The following is a 16,999-nucleotide window of genomic DNA, read 5'->3' as shown; positions in this document are numbered from 1 at the left end:
CCGGACGCACGTCCGGGAGACCTTCACAACACCATCGAACGGAAGACCCATGGCGAGTACCACTGACATCAAGAACGGCGCCGTTCTCATCATCGACGGGCAGCTCTGGTCGGTCGTCGAGTTCCAGCACGTGAAGCCGGGCAAGGGCGGCGCCTTCGTCCGCACCAAGCTCAAGAACGTCGTCTCGGGCAAGGTCGTCGACCGCACGTTCAACGCCGGCGCGAAGATCGACACCGCGACCGTGGACCGCCGCGACTACCAGTACCTGTACCAGGACGGCGAGTCCTACGTCTTCATGGACACCGACACGTACGACCAGGTCCCCGTGTCGGAGACCGTCGTCGGCGACGCCAAGAACTACCTGCTCGAGTCCGCCATGGTCACCATCGCGATGAACGAGGGCAACCCGCTGTACATCGAGCTCCCGACGTCGATCGTCACCGAGGTCGAGACCGAGCCGGGCCTGCAGGGCGACCGTTCCTCCGGTGGCACGAAGGACGCGACCATCATCGCGACCGGTCACCGCATCCAGGTGCCGCTGTACCTCGAGAACGGCACCACCGTGAAGATCGACACGCGCGACGGCAGCTTCCTCGGCCGCGTCAACAACTAGGCGTCGACCACATGAGTGCTCGTTCGAAGGCCCGCAAGCGCGCCCTCGACATGCTCTACGTCGCCGAGGTGCGTGAGCTCCCGATCGCGGACGTCCTGGCGACCGAGACGGTCCGACACCTCGACCAGCCCGAGCGCGCCTCGAGCTGGGACTACGCCCGGCAGATCGTCACCGGCATCGACGACGACCGCGCTGCGATCGACAAGGTGATCGTCGAGCACGCGCAGGGGTGGTCCGTCGCCCGCATGCCCGTCCTCGACCGCTGCATCCTCCGGATGGGCGTCTGGGAGCTCCGGTACAACGCGGAGGTCCCGGACGCGGTCGCGATCGCCGAGGCGGTCGAGCTCGCGCAGTCGCTCTCCACGGAGGACTCGGCCGGCTTCGTGAACGGCGTCCTCGGCGCCGTCGCGGGCGGCCGTGCACCGTCCGGTCGGAGCGCCGACGAGGCCGCCGCACCGTCCGGTCGGACTGTCGCGGGGGACCAGGAGTCCGAGTAGGGTTGTCCACGTCAGCATCCTTTAAGTCCGTCCGGTGAGGCGGGGAAGGAGGTCGGCGTGGGCACCAGAACGGTCCTGCAACACCCCGACATCACGCGTGCTCTGACACGCATCGCGCACGAGATCCTCGAGGCCAACCACGGCGCCTCGGACCTCGTGCTCCTGGGCATCCCGACACGGGGTGCCGTCCTGGCCGAGCGGCTCGACCGCGTCCTGGCCGACATCGAACCCGAGTGGGCAGCGGACCGCGACCAGCGGCTCGGCTCGCTCGACGTCACGATGCACCGGGACGACCTCGGCCACGGCATCGGTCGTGCGCCGCACCGCACGACGATCCCGACGAGCGGCATCGACGGCAAGGTCGTCGTGCTGGTCGACGACGTGCTCTACTCGGGTCGCACCGTGCGGGCAGCGCTCGACGCCCTGCAGGGCATCGGCCGGCCCCGGGCGGTGCGGCTCGCGGTGCTCGTCGACCGCGGCCACCGCGAACTGCCCATCCGGGCGGACCACGTCGGCAAGAACCTGCCGACGGCCGCCGACGAGCGGGTCACGCTGCGCCTGACCGAGACGGACGGCACCGACGAGGTCGTCATCGAGCAGCACGAGCCGACGCAGCACGAGACGACGCGGCACGAGCAGGGGGTCGCCCCGTGAAGCACCTCCTCTCCACCGCCGACCTGTCGCGCGCCGAGGCCGTCCGGATCCTCGACGTCGCCGAGGAGATGGCCGAGGTCAACACCCGCGAGGTCCGGAAGCTCCCGGCCCTCCGCGGCAAGACCGTCGTGAACCTGTTCTTCGAGGACTCGACCCGGACCCGCATCTCGTTCGAGGCAGCCGCCAAGCGGCTCTCCGCCGACGTCATCAACTTCGCGGCGAAGGGCTCCAGCGTCTCGAAGGGCGAGTCGTTGAAGGACACCGTGCAGACCCTCGGTGCGATGGGCATCGACGGCATCGTCATGCGCCACTCGGCGTCGGGAGCCCCGCGGGTCCTCGCCGAGGCCGACTGGATCGACGTCCCGGTCGTGAACGCCGGTGACGGGACGCACGAGCACCCGACGCAGGCCCTGCTCGACGCCTTCACGATGCGCCGACGGATCCACGGCACCGACAGCCGCGGCCGGGCGCTCGACGGTGTCCGCGTGGCGATCGTCGGCGACGTCCTGCACAGCCGTGTCGCCCGGAGCAACGCCTGGCTGCTGCGCACGCTCGGTGCCGAGGTGACCTTCGCCGCGCCGCCCACGCTGCTGCCCGCGGTCGACCGTCCGTTCGGCGCCGCCGTGCACCACGACCTCGACGCCGCCCTCGGGGAGGACCCGGACGTCGTGATGCTGCTCCGCATCCAGCAGGAGCGGATGAACGACGCGTTCTTCCCGAACCCGCGGGAGTACACGCGGCACTTCGGTCTGACGGCGGCACGGGCGGCGGCCCTCTCGGCGCGCACGCTGATCATGCACCCGGGCCCGATGAACCGCGGCCTGGAGATCGCCGGCGTCGCCGCCGACGACCCGCGCTCGACCGTCGTCGAGCAGGTCGCCAACGGCGTCTCCGTCCGCATGGCCGTCCTGTACCTCGCCCTGACCGGCGAGCACGAACCGAAGGAGCCCGTCGCATGACCGCCCACCTCATCCGCGGCGCGCAGCTGGTCGACGGCTCGCGTGCCGACATCCGCCTGGAGGGACGACGCATCACCGCGGTCGGCTCCGGTCTCGACACGGTCGGCGCGACGGTGGTCGACGCGGACGGTCTGCTGGCCCTCCCCGGGCTCGTCGACCTCCACACGCACCTCCGTGAGCCCGGCTCCGAGGAGTCGGAGACCGTCCTCACCGGCTCGCGGGCCGCGGCAGCCGGCGGTTTCACCGCGGTGAACGCGATGGCGAACTCGTCGCCGGTCGCCGACACCGCTGGTGTGGTCGAGCAGGTGCAGGCGCTCGGCGACGACGCCGGGTACGTGACGGTCCGCCCGATCGGCGCGGTGTCCCAGGGGCTGCAGGGCACGCACCTGTCCGAGATCGGCGCGATGGCGACCTCGCGCGCCCGGGTCCGGGTGTTCTCGGACGACGGCTCCTGCGTGTCGGACCCGCTCCTCATGCGCCGGGCGCTCGAGTACGTCAAGGGCTTCGGCGGTGTGCTCGCGCAGCACGCGCAGGAGCCCCGGCTGACCATCGGTGCGCAGATGAACGAGGGTCGGCTGTCCTCGGAGCTCGGGCTCGCCGGGTGGCCGGCCGTCGCCGAGGAGGCGATCATCGCCCGCGACGTCCTGCTCGCCGACCACGTGGGCGCACGGCTGCACGTCTGCCACGTCTCGACCGCCGGCAGCGTCGAGGTGATCCGCTGGGCGAAGTCCCGCGGCATCGACGTCACCGCCGAGGTCACACCGCACCACCTGATCCTGACCGAGGACCTCATCGCGGGGATCGACGGCGCACCCGGGTACGACGCCCGGTACAAGGTGAACCCACCGTTGCGCTCCCGCGAGGACGTCGACGCGCTGCGCGGAGCACTGGCCGACGGCACGATCGACATCGTCGCGACCGACCACGCACCGCACACCGCCGAGGCGAAGTGCTGCGAGTGGCCGGCCGCGGCGAACGGCATGGTCGGGCTCGAGTCGGCGCTGAGCGTCGTGCACGCCGCCGTGGTCGAGGACGGCCGGCTCGACTGGGCCGACGTCGCCCGCGTGCTGTCCGAGGCACCGGCGCGCATCGGCCAGGTCGAGGGGCACGGTCAGCGCATCGCCGAGGGTGCCCCCGCCGAGCTGACGCTGTACGACCCCGCGGCGGTGCGGGAGTTCTCGGTCGACGACCTGCACGGCCAGTCGCAGAACTCGCCGTACCTCGGCATGCGGCTGCCCGGCCGGGTGGTCGCGACCTTCCACCACGGCTACCCGACGCTGCTCGACGGCGTGCTCGTCGACGCCGAGACCGTCGCCGCGGCCGCAGCCGCGACCCCGTCGGCGCGGTCGACGAAGGCGGCATCCGCGTGAGCCGGGCGGTGACACGGTGAGCGGCGACGCACTGCGCTGGCTGACCGGAGCGGCGATCCTGCTCCTGGTGGCCGCGCTGTTCGTCGCGATGGCGCGCACCTGGCGGACCCGGACCCGCGCGCAGACGGCAGCCGTGCCTCCCGTCCCGGTCCCGACCGGGCTGGGACCGGCGGTCGGGTCGTGGGACGGGTTCACGGTCGCGACGACCCGCGCTGACGAGCCGCTCGAGCGGATCACGGCAGGCGGTCTCGGGTTCCGAGGCCGCGGCGGCGTGACCGTGCACGACACCGGCGTGGTCCTGCACCACGCCGGAGCCGAGGACCGGTGGATCGCCGCGACCGCCGTCCGCGGCGCCGACCGGGCCACCGCGGCCATCGACCGGGTGGTCGAACCCGGGGGACTGGTCCGTCTGCGATGGACGGCGACCGGCGCCGCAGCAGCGACGGACCTCGACACCTACTTCCGGTTCCCGGAGGGCGGCGCAGCAGCACTCGCCGCCCTGCAGGGACTGACGACGACGCACGAACACCCGCACACCGCGGGCGAAGGGACGAACTGATGACACGCGAACGGGCCGTACTGGTCCTCGAGGACGGCACCCGCTACGACGGACGGGCGTACGGCGCCCGAGGCCGATCCCTGGGAGAGGTCGTCTTCGCCACCGGCATGACCGGCTACCAGGAGACGCTGACCGACCCGTCCTACGCCGGACAGATCGTGGTGCAGACCGCGCCGCACATCGGCAACACCGGTGTCAACGACGAGGACCCCGAGTCCCGTCGCATCTGGGTCGCCGGGTACGTGGTGCGCGACCCCAGCCGCGTCGTGTCGAACCACCGCGCGAACGCGACGCTGGACGACCACCTGGTGCGCGACGGCATCGTGGGCATCTCCGGGATCGACACGCGCGCGCTCACCCGCCGGATCCGCGACGCCGGCGCCATGAAGGGCGGCGTGTTCAGCGGTGCCGACGCGGACCTGTCCGCCGAGGAGCAGCTCCGGGCCGTGCGCGAGCAGGCCGCGATGACCGGCGCGAGCTTCTCGTCGATCGTGTCGACCCCGGAGACCTACGTGGTCCCCGCCGTCGGCGAGCAGATCGGCCGGCTCGCCGTGCTCGACCTCGGCGTGAAGGCCTCGACCACCCGCTACCTCGCCGAGCGCGGGTTCGAGGTGCACGTCGTGCCGCAGGACATCACGTCCGAGGCGCTGCAGGAGCTCGACCCGGACGCGCTGTTCTACTCGAACGGCCCGGGTGACCCCGCCGCGAGCGACGCGCAGGTGTCCCTGCTGCAGGAGTCCCTGCGGACCGGCCGCCCGTTCTTCGGCATCTGCTTCGGCAACCAGCTCCTCGGTCGCGCGCTCGGCTTCGGCACGTACAAGCTGCCGTTCGGCCACCGCGGCATCAACCAGCCCGTGCTCGACGCCGCCACCGGCAAGGTCGAGATCACGAGCCAGAACCACGGCTTCGCGGTCGACGCGCCCCTGGGCGAGGTCCTCGAGTCGCCGGCCGGGTTCGGGCGGGTCGAGGTCTCGCACTACTCCCTGAACGACGACGTGGTCGAGGGCCTCCGCGCGCTCGACGTGCCCGCGTTCAGCGTGCAGTACCACCCCGAGGCGGCGGCCGGCCCGCACGACTCCATGTACCTGTTCGACCGGTTCGCGGACCTGGTCCGTGCGCGACGCGACGGGGAGCCGCTCGACGCGGCGACCGCCACCGCCACGACCCCCGCAGCCGACCCGACGACCGACGCCGGCGCGTCGGCCGCGCAGAACGAAAGCAGCAACTGATGCCGAAGCGCGCAGACATCAACTCCGTCCTCGTCATCGGCTCGGGCCCGATCGTCATCGGTCAGGCCGCCGAGTTCGACTACTCCGGCACCCAGGCGTGCCGCGTGCTCCGCGCCGAGGGCGTCCGGGTCATCCTCGTCAACCCGAACCCGGCGACGATCATGACCGACCCGGACTTCGCCGACGCGACGTACATCGAGCCGATCACCAGCGCCTCGCTCGAGGAGATCATCAAGATCGAGCGTCCGGACGCGGTCCTGCCGACGCTCGGCGGCCAGACGGCGCTCAACGCCGCGATCAAGCTCGACGCCGAGGGCATCCTCGCGAAGTACGACGTCGAGCTCATCGGTGCCAAGGTCGACGCGATCCAGCGCGGTGAGGACCGCCAGCTCTTCAAGGAGCTCGTGCTCGAGTCCGGTGCCGACGTGGCCCGCAGCCACATCGCGCACACCCTGGACGAGGCGAAGGCGTTCGCGCAGGACCTCGGCTACCCGCTCGTCGTCCGGCCGTCCTTCACCATGGGCGGTCTCGGCTCCGGCTTCGCGTACAACGAGGAGGAGCTCGTCCGCTTCGTCGGCGACGGCCTGCAGTCGAGCCCGACCACCGAGGTGCTCCTCGAGGAGTCCATCCTCGGTTGGAAGGAGTACGAGCTCGAGCTGATGCGGGACAACTTCGACAACACGGTCGTGATCTGCTCGATCGAGAACGTCGACCCGGTGGGCGTGCACACGGGCGACTCGATCACCGTCGCCCCCGCGCTGACGCTGACCGACCGCGAGTACCAGAACATGCGGAACATCGGCATCGACATCATCCGTCGCGTCGGTGTCGACACCGGCGGCTGCAACATCCAGTTCGCCGTCGACCCGTCGAACGGCCGCCTGATCGTCATCGAGATGAACCCCCGCGTGTCGCGCTCGTCGGCGCTCGCGTCGAAGGCGACGGGCTTCCCGATCGCCAAGATCGCCGCGAAGCTCGCGATCGGGTACCGCCTCGACGAGATCGAGAACGACATCACCCGGGTCACGCCGGCGAGCTTCGAGCCGACGCTCGACTACGTCGTCGTGAAGACCCCGCGGTTCGCGTTCGAGAAGTTCCCGGCGGCCGACGCCACCCTGACCACCACGATGAAGAGCGTCGGCGAGGCGATGGCCATCGGCCGCAACTACGCAACGGCGCTGCAGAAGTCCCTGCGGAGCCTCGAGAAGCGCGGGTCGAGCTTCCACTGGGACACCCCGGCGGCCGAGCTCGACAAGGACGCGCTGCTGTCGAAGGCCCAGGTGCCGACCGACGGCCGCATCGTGACCGTGCAGCAGGCCCTGGTCGCCGGCGCCACTGCGGACGAGGTGTTCGAGGCCACGAAGATCGACCCGTGGTTCATCGACCAGATCGTCCTCATCAACGAGGTCGCCGACGAGGTGCGTGCGGCGGAGACGCTCGACGCGGACACCCTGCGCTGGGCGAAGGAGCACGGCTTCAGCGACGCCCAGATCGCGTCCCTGCGCGGCATCTCCGAGCAGGAGGCACGCGACGCCCGTCACGCGCTCGGCATCCGCCCGGTCTTCAAGACGGTGGACACCTGCGCCGGTGAGTTCCCGGCCCTCACGCCGTACCACTACTCGTCGTACGACGCGGAGACCGAGGTCGCCCCGAGCGACCGGAAGAAGGTCGTCATCCTCGGCTCCGGCCCGAACCGCATCGGTCAGGGCGTCGAGTTCGACTACTCGTGCGTGCACGCCTCGTTCGCACTGAGCGACGCCGGCTACGAGACGATCATGATCAACTGCAACCCCGAGACGGTCTCCACCGACTACGACACCTCGGACCGGCTCTACTTCGAGCCGCTCACCACCGAGGACGTCCTCGAGGTCATCGAGGCCGAGGCGGCCTCCGGTGAGCTCGTCGGCGTCGTCGTCCAGCTCGGCGGGCAGACCGCCCTCGGCCTGGCGAAGCCCCTCGAGGCCGCCGGCATCCCGATCCTCGGCACGACCCCGAGCGCGATCGACTCCGCCGAGGAGCGTGGCCAGTTCGCCGCGATCCTCGAGCAGGCCGGGCTGCTCGCACCGCGGAACGGCACGGCCCACGACCTCGCGAGCGCGACCGCGGTCGCCGAGGAGATCGGGTACCCGGTCCTCGTCCGCCCGTCCTTCGTGCTCGGCGGACGCGGCATGGAGATCGTCTACGACCCGGCTGCCCTGGCGGACTACTTCGACCGGATGGCCGACCAGGCGATCATCGGTCCGGACCTGCCGCTGCTGGTCGACCGGTTCCTCGACGACGCGGTGGAGATCGACGTCGACGCGCTCTTCGACGGCGAGCGGCTCTACGTCGGCGGCATCATGGAGCACATCGAGGAGGCCGGCATCCACTCCGGCGACTCGGCCTGCACCCTGCCGCCGGTCGGACTCGGCAAGGCGGAGATCCGCGGCGTGGTCGAGGCCACCGAGAAGATCGCCCGCGGCATCGGCGTGCAGGGCCTGCTCAACGTGCAGTTCGCGATCGGTGCGGGCGTGCTCTACGTCCTCGAGGCGAACCCGCGCGCCAGCCGCACGGTCCCGTTCGTGTCGAAGGCACTCGGCATCCCGCTCGCCAAGGCGGCCTCCCGCGTGATGACCGGCACCTCGATCGACGCGCTCGTCGCCGAGGGGATGCTGCCGGAGCGGGACGGCTCCTCGGTGCCGCCGCAGGCACCGGTCGCCGTCAAGGAGGCCGTGCTGCCCTTCCGCCGCTTCCGCACCCACGACGGCCAGGTCGTCGACTCGGTGCTCAGCCCCGAGATGCGCTCCACGGGCGAGGTGATGGGCATCGACCGCGACTTCCCGCGGGCGTTCCTCAAGTCGCAGGACGCCGCGTACGGCGGCCTGCCGACGAGCGGCACGGTCTTCGTGAGCGTCGCGGACACCGACAAGCGCCAGGTCGTCCTGCCCGTGCACCGCCTGCAGCAGCTCGGGTTCACGATCACCGCGACCGAGGGGACCGCCGAGGTCCTGCGCCGCAACGGCATCGAGGTCACCCTGGTCGGCAAGTACAGCGAGGGCGGTGAGAGCGTGGTCGACCTGCTCGCCCGCGACGCGGTCGACATCGTCATCAACACGCCCTCCGGCGCCGCCGGTCGTGCGGACGGCTACGAGATCCGTGCGGCCACGGTCGCCGCGGACAAGCCGCTCTTCACGACGATCGCGCAGCTCGGTGCGGCCGTCGCCGCGATCGAGACGATCGGCACCCCGCTCAGCGCCCGCAGCCTGCAGGACTACGCGCTCGAGCGCGCGACCTGGTGAGCGACGGACGGACGGGAGGCCCGGCCTCCTTCGGTGTCCGCCTCGCCGCCGCCGTGGGGGAGCGTTCCCCCCTCTGCGTCGGCATCGACCCCCACGCCGCCACCCTGGCGGCGTGGGGGCTCGGCCGCGACGAGCAGGGCCTCACCGCCTTCGGCGCGACCCTGGTCGACGCGGCCGCCGGCCGCGCCGCGATCGTGAAGCCGCAGATCGCCTTCTTCGAGGCGGCCGGGGTCCCCGGCTACCGCGCGCTCGACGCGACCCTGCGTCGGGCACGCGATGCGGGCCTCCTGGTCGTCGCCGACGTGAAGCGGGGCGACATCGGCTCGACCGGCGACGACTACGCGCTCGCGTGGCTCGACCGCGACGGGCCGTTCCGGGCGGACGCGATGACGGTCTCGCCGTACCTCGGGTACGGGTCCCTCGCCGGCACGGTCGACGTCGCCCGACGGAACGGTGCGGGCGTCTTCGTGCTCGCGGCGACGAGCAACCCGGAGGCGCGCGTGCTCCAGACGGCCGTGCTCGCCGAGGGGCCGCGTGCCGGACGGTCCGTCGCTGCCGGTATCGTCCTTGCTGTGGCAGACGACAACCGGACCGGCGGCGAGCAGCCGCTCGGGGACGTCGGGCTCGTGCTCGGCGCCACCCTCGACCTCGACGACTTCGGCATCGACGCGGGCGCCATCGGCAACGCGCCGGTGCTCGCCCCGGGCTTCGGTGCCCAGGGTGCCCGGATCGAGGACCTGCGCGCCCGGTACGGTGTGCGAGCCGAGCAGGTCCTGGTGAACGAGTCGCGCGGGTTGCTGACCGACGGCCCGGACGGGGTCGCCGCGCTGGTGCAGGACCGCGTGGACCGCATCCACGCCGCACTCGGGGCCGCCGCGTGACGGACCAGACGCCCACGGGCCAGACGCCCGGCTCCGGGACCCCGGACCGCAGCGACCTGCCCGCGCACCGCAACCCGCCGGAGGTCGACCGCGTCGCCGCCGCCCGCGCGGCGGTCGCCGCCCGGCGCGCCCGTGCTGCCGTCAAGGCGCAGGTGGCGTCGGGGGAGCGCAGCGCCCTCGAGGTCGCTCGCGCCGCGTGGTCCGACGCGGACCTGCCCGCCGAGAAGTCGCTGCGCGTGCGCGACCTGCTCACGAGCATGTCCGGGATCGGCCCGGCGCGTGCCGAGGCCGTGATGGGGGAGCTCCGCATCGCCCCGTCGAAGCGGCTCGGCGGGCTCGGCACCCGGCAGCGCTCCGCCCTGGCCGACTGGCTCGCCGCCCGCGGCCGGAAGCGCGGTGCGTCGAAGCTCGTCGTGCTGGCCGGACCGACCGCCGTCGGCAAGGGCACCGTGAGCGCGCACATCCGCGAGCACTTCCCCGACGTGGACCTCAGCGTGTCGGCGACGACCCGGAAGCCCCGCCCGGGCGAGGTCGACGGCGTGCACTACTACTTCGTGGACGACGCCGAGTTCGACCGGATGATCCGGGACCGCGAGCTGCTCGAGTGGGCCGTGGTGCACAACTCCTACCGGTACGGCACGCCACGGCCGCCGATCGACCGCGCGCTCGACGCCGGCGACAAGGTGCTGCTCGAGATCGACCTGCAGGGTGCTCGGCAGGTCCGCGACGCCATGCCCGAGGCCGTGCTCGTGTTCCTGCTGCCGCCGACGTGGGAGGAACTCGTCCGGCGGCTCATCGGTCGCGGGACCGAGTCCGCCGAGGAACAGGCACGCCGACTCGAGACCGCGAAGGTCGAACTGGCCGCGCAGGACGAGTTCGACGTGCGCATCGTGAACTCGGATGTCGGCACCGCGGCACGCGAGGTCGTAGACTTGTTCTCTGCGCCCTGACACGGCGCACCCGCGCGCGCCTCCTCGGCGTCGCGCCCGCGCAGCCCGACCGCGGTCGGGCGGTCCGATCCGGTCGGACCTGCGCCCCACGCACCCGCAGCCGACAGGAGACACCATGGCCAACCCCCAGGGCATCATCGACCCGCCCATCGACGACCTGCTCGCCAAGGTGGAGTCGAAGTACGCGCTCGTCATCTTCGCCTCGAAGCGCGCCCGTCAGATCAACGACTACTACGCCGACCTGCACGAGGGGTCGCTGTTCGACAACGTCGGTCCGCTCGTCGACTCGACGATCGACGACAAGCCGCTGTCCGTTGCTCTGCACGAGATCAACGAGGACAAGCTGACCGTCACCAAGCAGCAGCAGCCCACCGACTGACCCCGGTGAGCGGCACCAACCTGCGCCTCTTCACGTCCGAGTCGGTGACGGAGGGGCACCCCGACAAGATCTGCGACCAGATCTCGGACACCATCCTCGACGCGCTGCTCGCGGTCGACCCGCACGCGCGCGTCGCCGTGGAGACGATGGTCACCACCGGGCTCGTGCACGTCGCGGGCGAGGTCACCACGTCCGGCTACGTCGAGATCCCGAAGCTGGTCCGCGACGTCATCACGGGCATCGGGTACAACTCGTCCGAGGTCTCCTTCGACGGCCGCACCTGCGGTGTCGAGGTGTCGATCGGTGCGCAGTCGCCGGACATCGCCCAGGGCGTCGACGAGTCGCTCGACAGCCGGTCCGGTGCGGGCATCGACGAGCTCGACCGCCAGGGCGCCGGCGACCAGGGCATCATGTTCGGCTTCGCGACGAACGAGACGCCCGAGTACATGCCCGTCGCGATCTGGCTCGCGCACCGCCTGGCGGAGCGGCTGGCCGAGGTCCGCAAGAGCGGGCAGCTCGACTTCCTCCGCCCGGACGGCAAGACCCAGGTCACCGTCGGCTACGACGGCGTCGTGCCGAAGACCGTCGAGACGGTGGTCCTCTCCACGCAGCACTCGCCCGCGGTCACGCTCGACGAGCTCACCGCGCAGATCACGGAGCACGTCATCCGTCCGGTGCTCGACCTGGTCGACCTCGACTCGTCGCACGTCGACGTGATCGTGAACCCGACCGGTCGCTTCGAGATCGGCGGCCCGCAGGGTGACGCCGGACTCACCGGACGCAAGGTCATCGTCGACACGTACGGCGGGGCCTCCCGCCACGGTGGCGGCGCGTTCAGCGGCAAGGACCCGTCGAAGGTCGACCGCTCGGCCGCCTACGCGCTCCGCTGGGTCGCGAAGAACGTCGTCGCCGCGGGGCTCGCGGACCGGCTCGAGGTCCAGGTCGCCTACGCGATCGGCCGCGCGAAGCCCGTCGGTCTGTACGTCGAGTCGTTCGGCACCGGACACGTCGACGACGCCACGATCGAGGCCGCCATCACCGAGGTGTTCGACCTGCGTCCCGCCGCGATCATCCGCGACCTCGACCTGCTCAAGCCCCGGTACGCCCAGACTGCGGCGTACGGCCACTTCGGCCGCGAGCTGCCGGGCTTCACCTGGGAGCAGCTCGACCGCGTCGAGGAGCTCCGCGCGGCAGCAGGACTCGTCACCGCCGCCGTCTAGGCGCCGTGTGACCACCGTCGCGCGCGTCGTCCTCGACTCGCCGCTCCCGCAGTTGGACCGTCTGTTCGACTACCGGGTGCCGGCCGAGCTCGAGGACGACTGCGTGCCGGGGGTCCGGGTCAAGGTGCCGCTGCGCACCGGCGCCCGGATGTCCGACGCGTACGTCGTCGAGGTCGTCTCCGAGGGAGACTGGCCGGGGGAGCTCAGTCCCGTCGAACAGGTCGTGTCACCGGTGCCCGTGCTGGCCCCGGAGATCTGGACGCTCGCGCGTGCCGTCGCCGACCGCGCCGCCGGTGTCGCCTCCGACGTGCTCCGGCTCGCCGTGCCGACCCGTCAGGTCCGTGCCGAGAAGGCCTGGCTCGCCCGCGACACCTCGTGGTCACCGCCGACAGTCGAGCCGACCCCGGTGACGGGCTACGCCGAGGGCGTCCTGGAGGCCCTGCTCGCCGACCACGGACGGGCTGCGGTCGACGCCGTGCCCCACCCCGTCGACCTCGGGACCGCCGATGACCCCGTGTGGGTGCCCGGCTGGGCCGCGACGCTCGCACAGGCGGCGTCACACGTCGTCGCCCGAGAGCAGTCGGCCGTGCTCGCGGTCCCGGACTTCCGCGACGTCACGGACCTCGAACGCGCGCTCCTCGCGGTGCTCCCGCCGGAGCGCGTCGTCCGGTTCGACGCCAAGCAGACGAACGGGCAGCGTGCGAAGGCGCTGCTGGAGGCGCGGACGCACGCCGTCGTGGCGATCGGCAACCGGACCGCGGCGTTCGCACCGGCGTCCGAGCTCGGGCTCGTGGCGATGTGGGACGACGGCGACGCGTCCTTCGTCGAGCCCCGGGCCCCGTACGTGCACACGCGCGACGTCGCCCTCGTGCGGACCGCGCAGTCCGGCGCCGCACTCCTCCTCGTCGCGCACGCCAGGTCGACCGACGTCCAGCGGCTCGTCGAGCTGCACTGGCTCCAGGAGCTCGCGCCGTACCGGGTAGCGACGCCGAAGGTGATCCCGACCGCGCAGCAGGCGGGGGCCGAGGGCTTCGCGGCCCAGGCCCGCATCCCCAGCACGGCGTGGCGCGCCGCGCGGGAGGCCAGCCAGCACGGGCCCGTCCTCGTGCAGGTCGCCAACCCGGGCTTCGGCACCGGGCTGGTCTGCGCCGACTGCGGGGAACGCGCGCACTGCCGGGTGTGCGGCGGCCCCCTGGGGAGCCCGCACCGGAACGCGACCCCGCAGTGCCGGTTCTGCGGTGCCCTCGCCGTGGGGTTCCGGTGCCCGACGTGCGGCGGCGGGCGGCTCAAGCCCGTCGGGCAGGGGGCCCAGCGGACCGCCGACGAGCTCGGCCGGGCGTTCCCCGGCACCCGGATCGTGGTGGCGGACGGTTCCCGACCGCTCGACGAGGTCCCCGCCCGCCCCGCGGTCGTCGTCGCCACACGCGGCGCGGAGCCGAGCGCGCCGGGCGGGTACGCGTGCGTACTGCTGCTCGACGGCGAACGGCTCCTGGCCCGCGAGGGCCTCCGGGTGCAGGAGGACGTGCTCCGCTTCTGGACGAACGCCGCTGCCAAGGGCGCACCCGGCGCCGAGGTGTACCTCGTCGGCATCGGCGGCAAGCTCGCCACGGCGATGGCCCTCTGGCGGCTCGACGGGCCGGCGCACGACGAGCTCGTCGACCGACGGGCCCTGCACTTCCCGCCGGCCGTCCGGGTGGCGACGCTCACCGGTACGGACGAGGCGGTGACCGAGGCGGTCGAGGCCCTCGGTGACGCGGTGGTCGGGGCGGTGCTCGGGCCGGTCCCGGTACCCGACGACCCGGTGCCCGGGACGGTCCGTGCGATCGTGCGCTTCGCCTACGCGCACGGGGCCGAGGTCGCGGCGACGCTCAAGGCCGAGGTCATCCGCCGTTCGTCGACGCGCCGGGTGCTCCCGGGCGGCAACCGACGTCGCGCGGCGCCGACCCTGCGCGTGCGACTCGACGACGCCGAGCCGTTCACCGAGGTCTGACCCGCCGCGGACGCGCTCACGCGGACGAGGTGCCACGACGCGCCGGGCGCGCACCGAGCCTCCCGTCCGTCCGGACGGTGTGCCAGGCTGGTCGGTGGTGGCCACGAGCCGCCGACGACCACACCACACGCACGACGGAGTGACGAGGTGACGCCGATGCGGGCGCTCTGGAAGCCGGACGCCGGTCCGGGACTGATCATGACCGACCGGCCGGTGCCGGTCCCGACCGAGGACGAGGTCCTCGTCCGCGTGCTGCGGACCGGGATCTGCGGGACCGACCTGCACATCGAGCGGTGGGACGACTGGGCCGCATCGGCCGTGACCGCGCCGCTCGTGCCCGGCCACGAGTTCTCCGGCGAGGTCGTCGAGGTCGGCGCCGCCGTGCGCGACGTCGCCGTCGGCGACCTCGTGTCCGGCGAGGGGCACGTCGTCTGCGGCACCTGCCGGAACTGTCGCGCCGGGCGTCGGCAGATGTGCATCCGCACGAAGGGCCTCGGCGTGCAGCGCGACGGCGCGTTCGCGGAGTACCTGACGCTGCCGGGCACGAACGTGTGGGTCCACCACGGTCCCGTCGAACCCGAGGTGGGCGCACTCTTCGACCCGCTCGGCAACGCGGTGCACACCGCGCTCGCGTTCCCCCTGGTCGGCGAGGACGTGCTGGTCACCGGGTGCGGACCGATCGGCCTCATGGCGATCGCGGTGGCCCGACACGCCGGTGCGCGGTTCGTCGTCGGGACGGACGTCAGCACGGAGCGGCTGCGCCTCGCGGAGGGCATGGGCGCCGACCTCGGGGTGGACGTGCGTCACGACGGGGCGGCCACGGTCCGTGCGGCTCAGGAGCGGCTCGGCATGCGCGAGGGCTTCGACGTCGGCTTCGAGATGTCCGGCGCCCCGACCGCACTGCCCGCGATGGTCGAGAACATGAACCACGGGGGGCGGATCGCGATGCTCGGGCTGCCGAGCGGCCCGATCGCGGTGGACTGGGCCAAGGTCGTCACGCACATGCTCACGGTGAAGGGCATCTACGGCCGTGAGATGTACGAGACGTGGCAGGCGATGAGCTCGATGCTCGCCACGAGTGCGGTCCTGCGCGAGCGCATCGGCTCGATCGTGTCGGCGTGCCACCCGGCGCGCGACTGGGAGACAGCGTTCGCCGCGGCGGCGAGCGCGGACGGCGGCAAGGTCGTCATCGACTGGACGGAGACCTGATGTACGGCGCGATCAAGGACCACCTGGCGACGGAGCTCGCCGGGATCGAGGCCGCGGGGCTGACGAAGCGCGAGCGCGGCATCGCCGGTCCGCAGCGTGCGGCGATCGCGGCGGACGGCACCGACCTGCTCAACTTCTGTGCGAACAACTACCTCGGGCTCGCGGACTCGACCGACCTCGTCGACGCGGCGAAGGACGCCCTCGACCGCTGGGGCTACGGGGTGGCGAGCGTGCGGTTCATCTGTGGCACGCAGGACCTGCACCTCGACCTCGAGCGTCGGGTCGCCGGCTTCCTCGGCACCGAGGCCGCGATCCTGTACTCGTCGTGCTTCGACGCGAACGGTGGGCTGTTCGAGGTGCTGCTCGGCCCGGAGGACGCGATCATCTCCGACGAGCTCAACCACGCGTCGATCATCGACGGCATCCGGCTCTCGAAGGCGCAGCGGTTCCGGTACCGCAACCGCGACACGGCCGACCTGGAGGCGCAGCTCGCCGCCGCCTCGTCCGCCCGGTTCCGCGCGGTGGTCACCGACGGCGTCTTCTCCATGGACGGCTCGATCGCGCCGCTCGCCGAGATCTGCGACCTCGCCGAGCGGTACGACGCACTCGTCATCGTCGACGACTCGCACGCCGTCGGGTTCGTCGGCGAGCACGGGCGGGGCACCCCCGAGCTGTGCGGCGTCGCGGACCGCGTCGACGTCTACACCGGCACGTTCGGCAAGGCGCTCGGCGGGGCGTCCGGCGGGTACGTGGCCTCGCGCCGGGAGATCGTCGACCTGCTGCGGCAGCGCTCACGCCCGTACCTGTTCTCGAACTCGCTCGCGCCGGTGATCGCGGCGGGGACCGTCGCGGCGCTCGACCTCGTCGAACGGTCGGACGACGCCCGCGCCCGGCTCGCAGCCAACGCCAGGACGTTCCGGACGCTCATGTCGGACGCGGGCTTCGAGCTGCTGCCGGGGGAGCACCCGATCGTGCCCGTGATGTTCCACGAGGCCGGCCGTACCGCGCGGATCGCGGACGAGATGCAGGCGCGGGGCGTCTACGTGACGGCGTTCAGCTACCCGGTGGTGCCGCAGGGGAGAGCCCGGATCCGGGTGCAGCTCTCCGCGGCGCACACCGAGGAGCAGGTGCGCCGCTGCGTGGACGCCTTCGTCGGGGCCCGCGCCGCCGTCGACGCCTGACGACCTCCCGCGGAACGCAACGACGGCGGC

15 protein-coding genes are annotated in these 16,999 nt (G+C 72.3%); all 15 read left to right on the top strand.

Annotation, left to right across the window (positions count from 1 at the left end; translation table 11 throughout):
- Positions 1-49 precede the first annotated feature (49 nt).
- The gene (efp, locus tag Q9R28_RS03290) at positions 50-613 is read left to right on the top strand and encodes an elongation factor P (protein ID WP_058729119.1); all 564 of its coding nucleotides are present in this window, start codon (positions 50-52) and stop codon (positions 611-613) included.
- A gap of 11 nt (positions 614-624) precedes the next feature.
- Positions 625-1,110, top strand: coding sequence for a transcription antitermination factor NusB (nusB, locus tag Q9R28_RS03285; RefSeq protein WP_311205459.1), 486 nt, complete (start codon positions 625-627; stop codon positions 1,108-1,110).
- Positions 1,111-1,167: 57 nt separating this feature from the next.
- Positions 1,168-1,764 (top strand): bifunctional pyr operon transcriptional regulator/uracil phosphoribosyltransferase PyrR, encoded by a 597-nt coding sequence (gene pyrR, locus Q9R28_RS03280; protein ID WP_311205458.1) that lies wholly within the window; start codon positions 1,168-1,170, stop codon positions 1,762-1,764.
- Entirely contained in the window at positions 1,761-2,723 is a 963-nt protein-coding gene (locus tag Q9R28_RS03275) for an aspartate carbamoyltransferase catalytic subunit (RefSeq protein ID WP_311205457.1), read from the top strand. The genes pyrR and Q9R28_RS03275 overlap by 4 nt, the downstream gene beginning before the upstream one ends.
- Positions 2,720-4,093, top strand: a complete 1,374-nt coding sequence (locus Q9R28_RS03270) for a dihydroorotase (RefSeq protein ID WP_311205456.1) — start codon at positions 2,720-2,722, stop codon at positions 4,091-4,093. Before Q9R28_RS03275 ends, Q9R28_RS03270 begins: the two co-directional genes overlap by 4 nt.
- A gap of 16 nt (positions 4,094-4,109) precedes the next feature.
- The gene (locus Q9R28_RS03265) at positions 4,110-4,652 is read left to right on the top strand and encodes a hypothetical protein (protein ID WP_066654534.1); all 543 of its coding nucleotides are present in this window, start codon (positions 4,110-4,112) and stop codon (positions 4,650-4,652) included.
- Complete coding sequence (gene carA, locus Q9R28_RS03260) at positions 4,652-5,881, top strand: glutamine-hydrolyzing carbamoyl-phosphate synthase small subunit (protein ID WP_311205455.1); 1,230 nt, start codon at positions 4,652-4,654, stop codon at positions 5,879-5,881. Before Q9R28_RS03265 ends, carA begins: the two co-directional genes overlap by 1 nt.
- The gene (gene carB / locus Q9R28_RS03255; RefSeq protein WP_311205454.1) at positions 5,881-9,159 is read left to right on the top strand and encodes a carbamoyl-phosphate synthase large subunit; all 3,279 of its coding nucleotides are present in this window, start codon (positions 5,881-5,883) and stop codon (positions 9,157-9,159) included. The genes carA and carB overlap by 1 nt, the downstream gene beginning before the upstream one ends.
- Positions 9,156-10,040, top strand: a complete 885-nt coding sequence (gene pyrF, locus Q9R28_RS03250) for an orotidine-5'-phosphate decarboxylase (protein ID WP_251155035.1) — start codon at positions 9,156-9,158, stop codon at positions 10,038-10,040. Before carB ends, pyrF begins: the two co-directional genes overlap by 4 nt.
- A gap of 56 nt (positions 10,041-10,096) precedes the next feature.
- Complete coding sequence (gene gmk / locus Q9R28_RS03245; protein ID WP_066658295.1) at positions 10,097-10,990, top strand: guanylate kinase; 894 nt, start codon at positions 10,097-10,099, stop codon at positions 10,988-10,990.
- 115 nt (positions 10,991-11,105) lie between these two features.
- Positions 11,106-11,369 (top strand): DNA-directed RNA polymerase subunit omega, encoded by a 264-nt coding sequence (gene rpoZ / locus Q9R28_RS03240; protein WP_022906709.1) that lies wholly within the window; start codon positions 11,106-11,108, stop codon positions 11,367-11,369.
- 5 nt (positions 11,370-11,374) lie between these two features.
- Positions 11,375-12,589, top strand: a complete 1,215-nt coding sequence (gene metK, locus Q9R28_RS03235) for a methionine adenosyltransferase (protein ID WP_311205453.1) — start codon at positions 11,375-11,377, stop codon at positions 12,587-12,589.
- Between the two features lie 7 nt (positions 12,590-12,596).
- Positions 12,597-14,579, top strand: coding sequence for a primosomal protein N' (locus tag Q9R28_RS03230; protein WP_311205452.1), 1,983 nt, complete (start codon positions 12,597-12,599; stop codon positions 14,577-14,579).
- 156 nt (positions 14,580-14,735) lie between these two features.
- A complete protein-coding gene (gene tdh, locus Q9R28_RS03225) occupies positions 14,736-15,788 on the top strand; it encodes an L-threonine 3-dehydrogenase (RefSeq protein WP_066658292.1) in 1,053 nt (350 codons plus the stop codon).
- Positions 15,788-16,969, top strand: a complete 1,182-nt coding sequence (locus tag Q9R28_RS03220; RefSeq protein WP_066654521.1) for a glycine C-acetyltransferase — start codon at positions 15,788-15,790, stop codon at positions 16,967-16,969. The genes tdh and Q9R28_RS03220 overlap by 1 nt, the downstream gene beginning before the upstream one ends.
- Positions 16,970-16,999 lie beyond the last annotated feature (30 nt).

It is taken from the genome of Curtobacterium sp. BRD11 (assembly GCF_031844345.1).
Taxonomy (GTDB): Bacteria; Actinomycetota; Actinomycetes; order Actinomycetales; family Microbacteriaceae; genus Curtobacterium.
The sequence above is the reverse complement of the archived record's forward strand: the minus strand, read 5'-3'. Positions and strand labels throughout refer to the sequence as shown.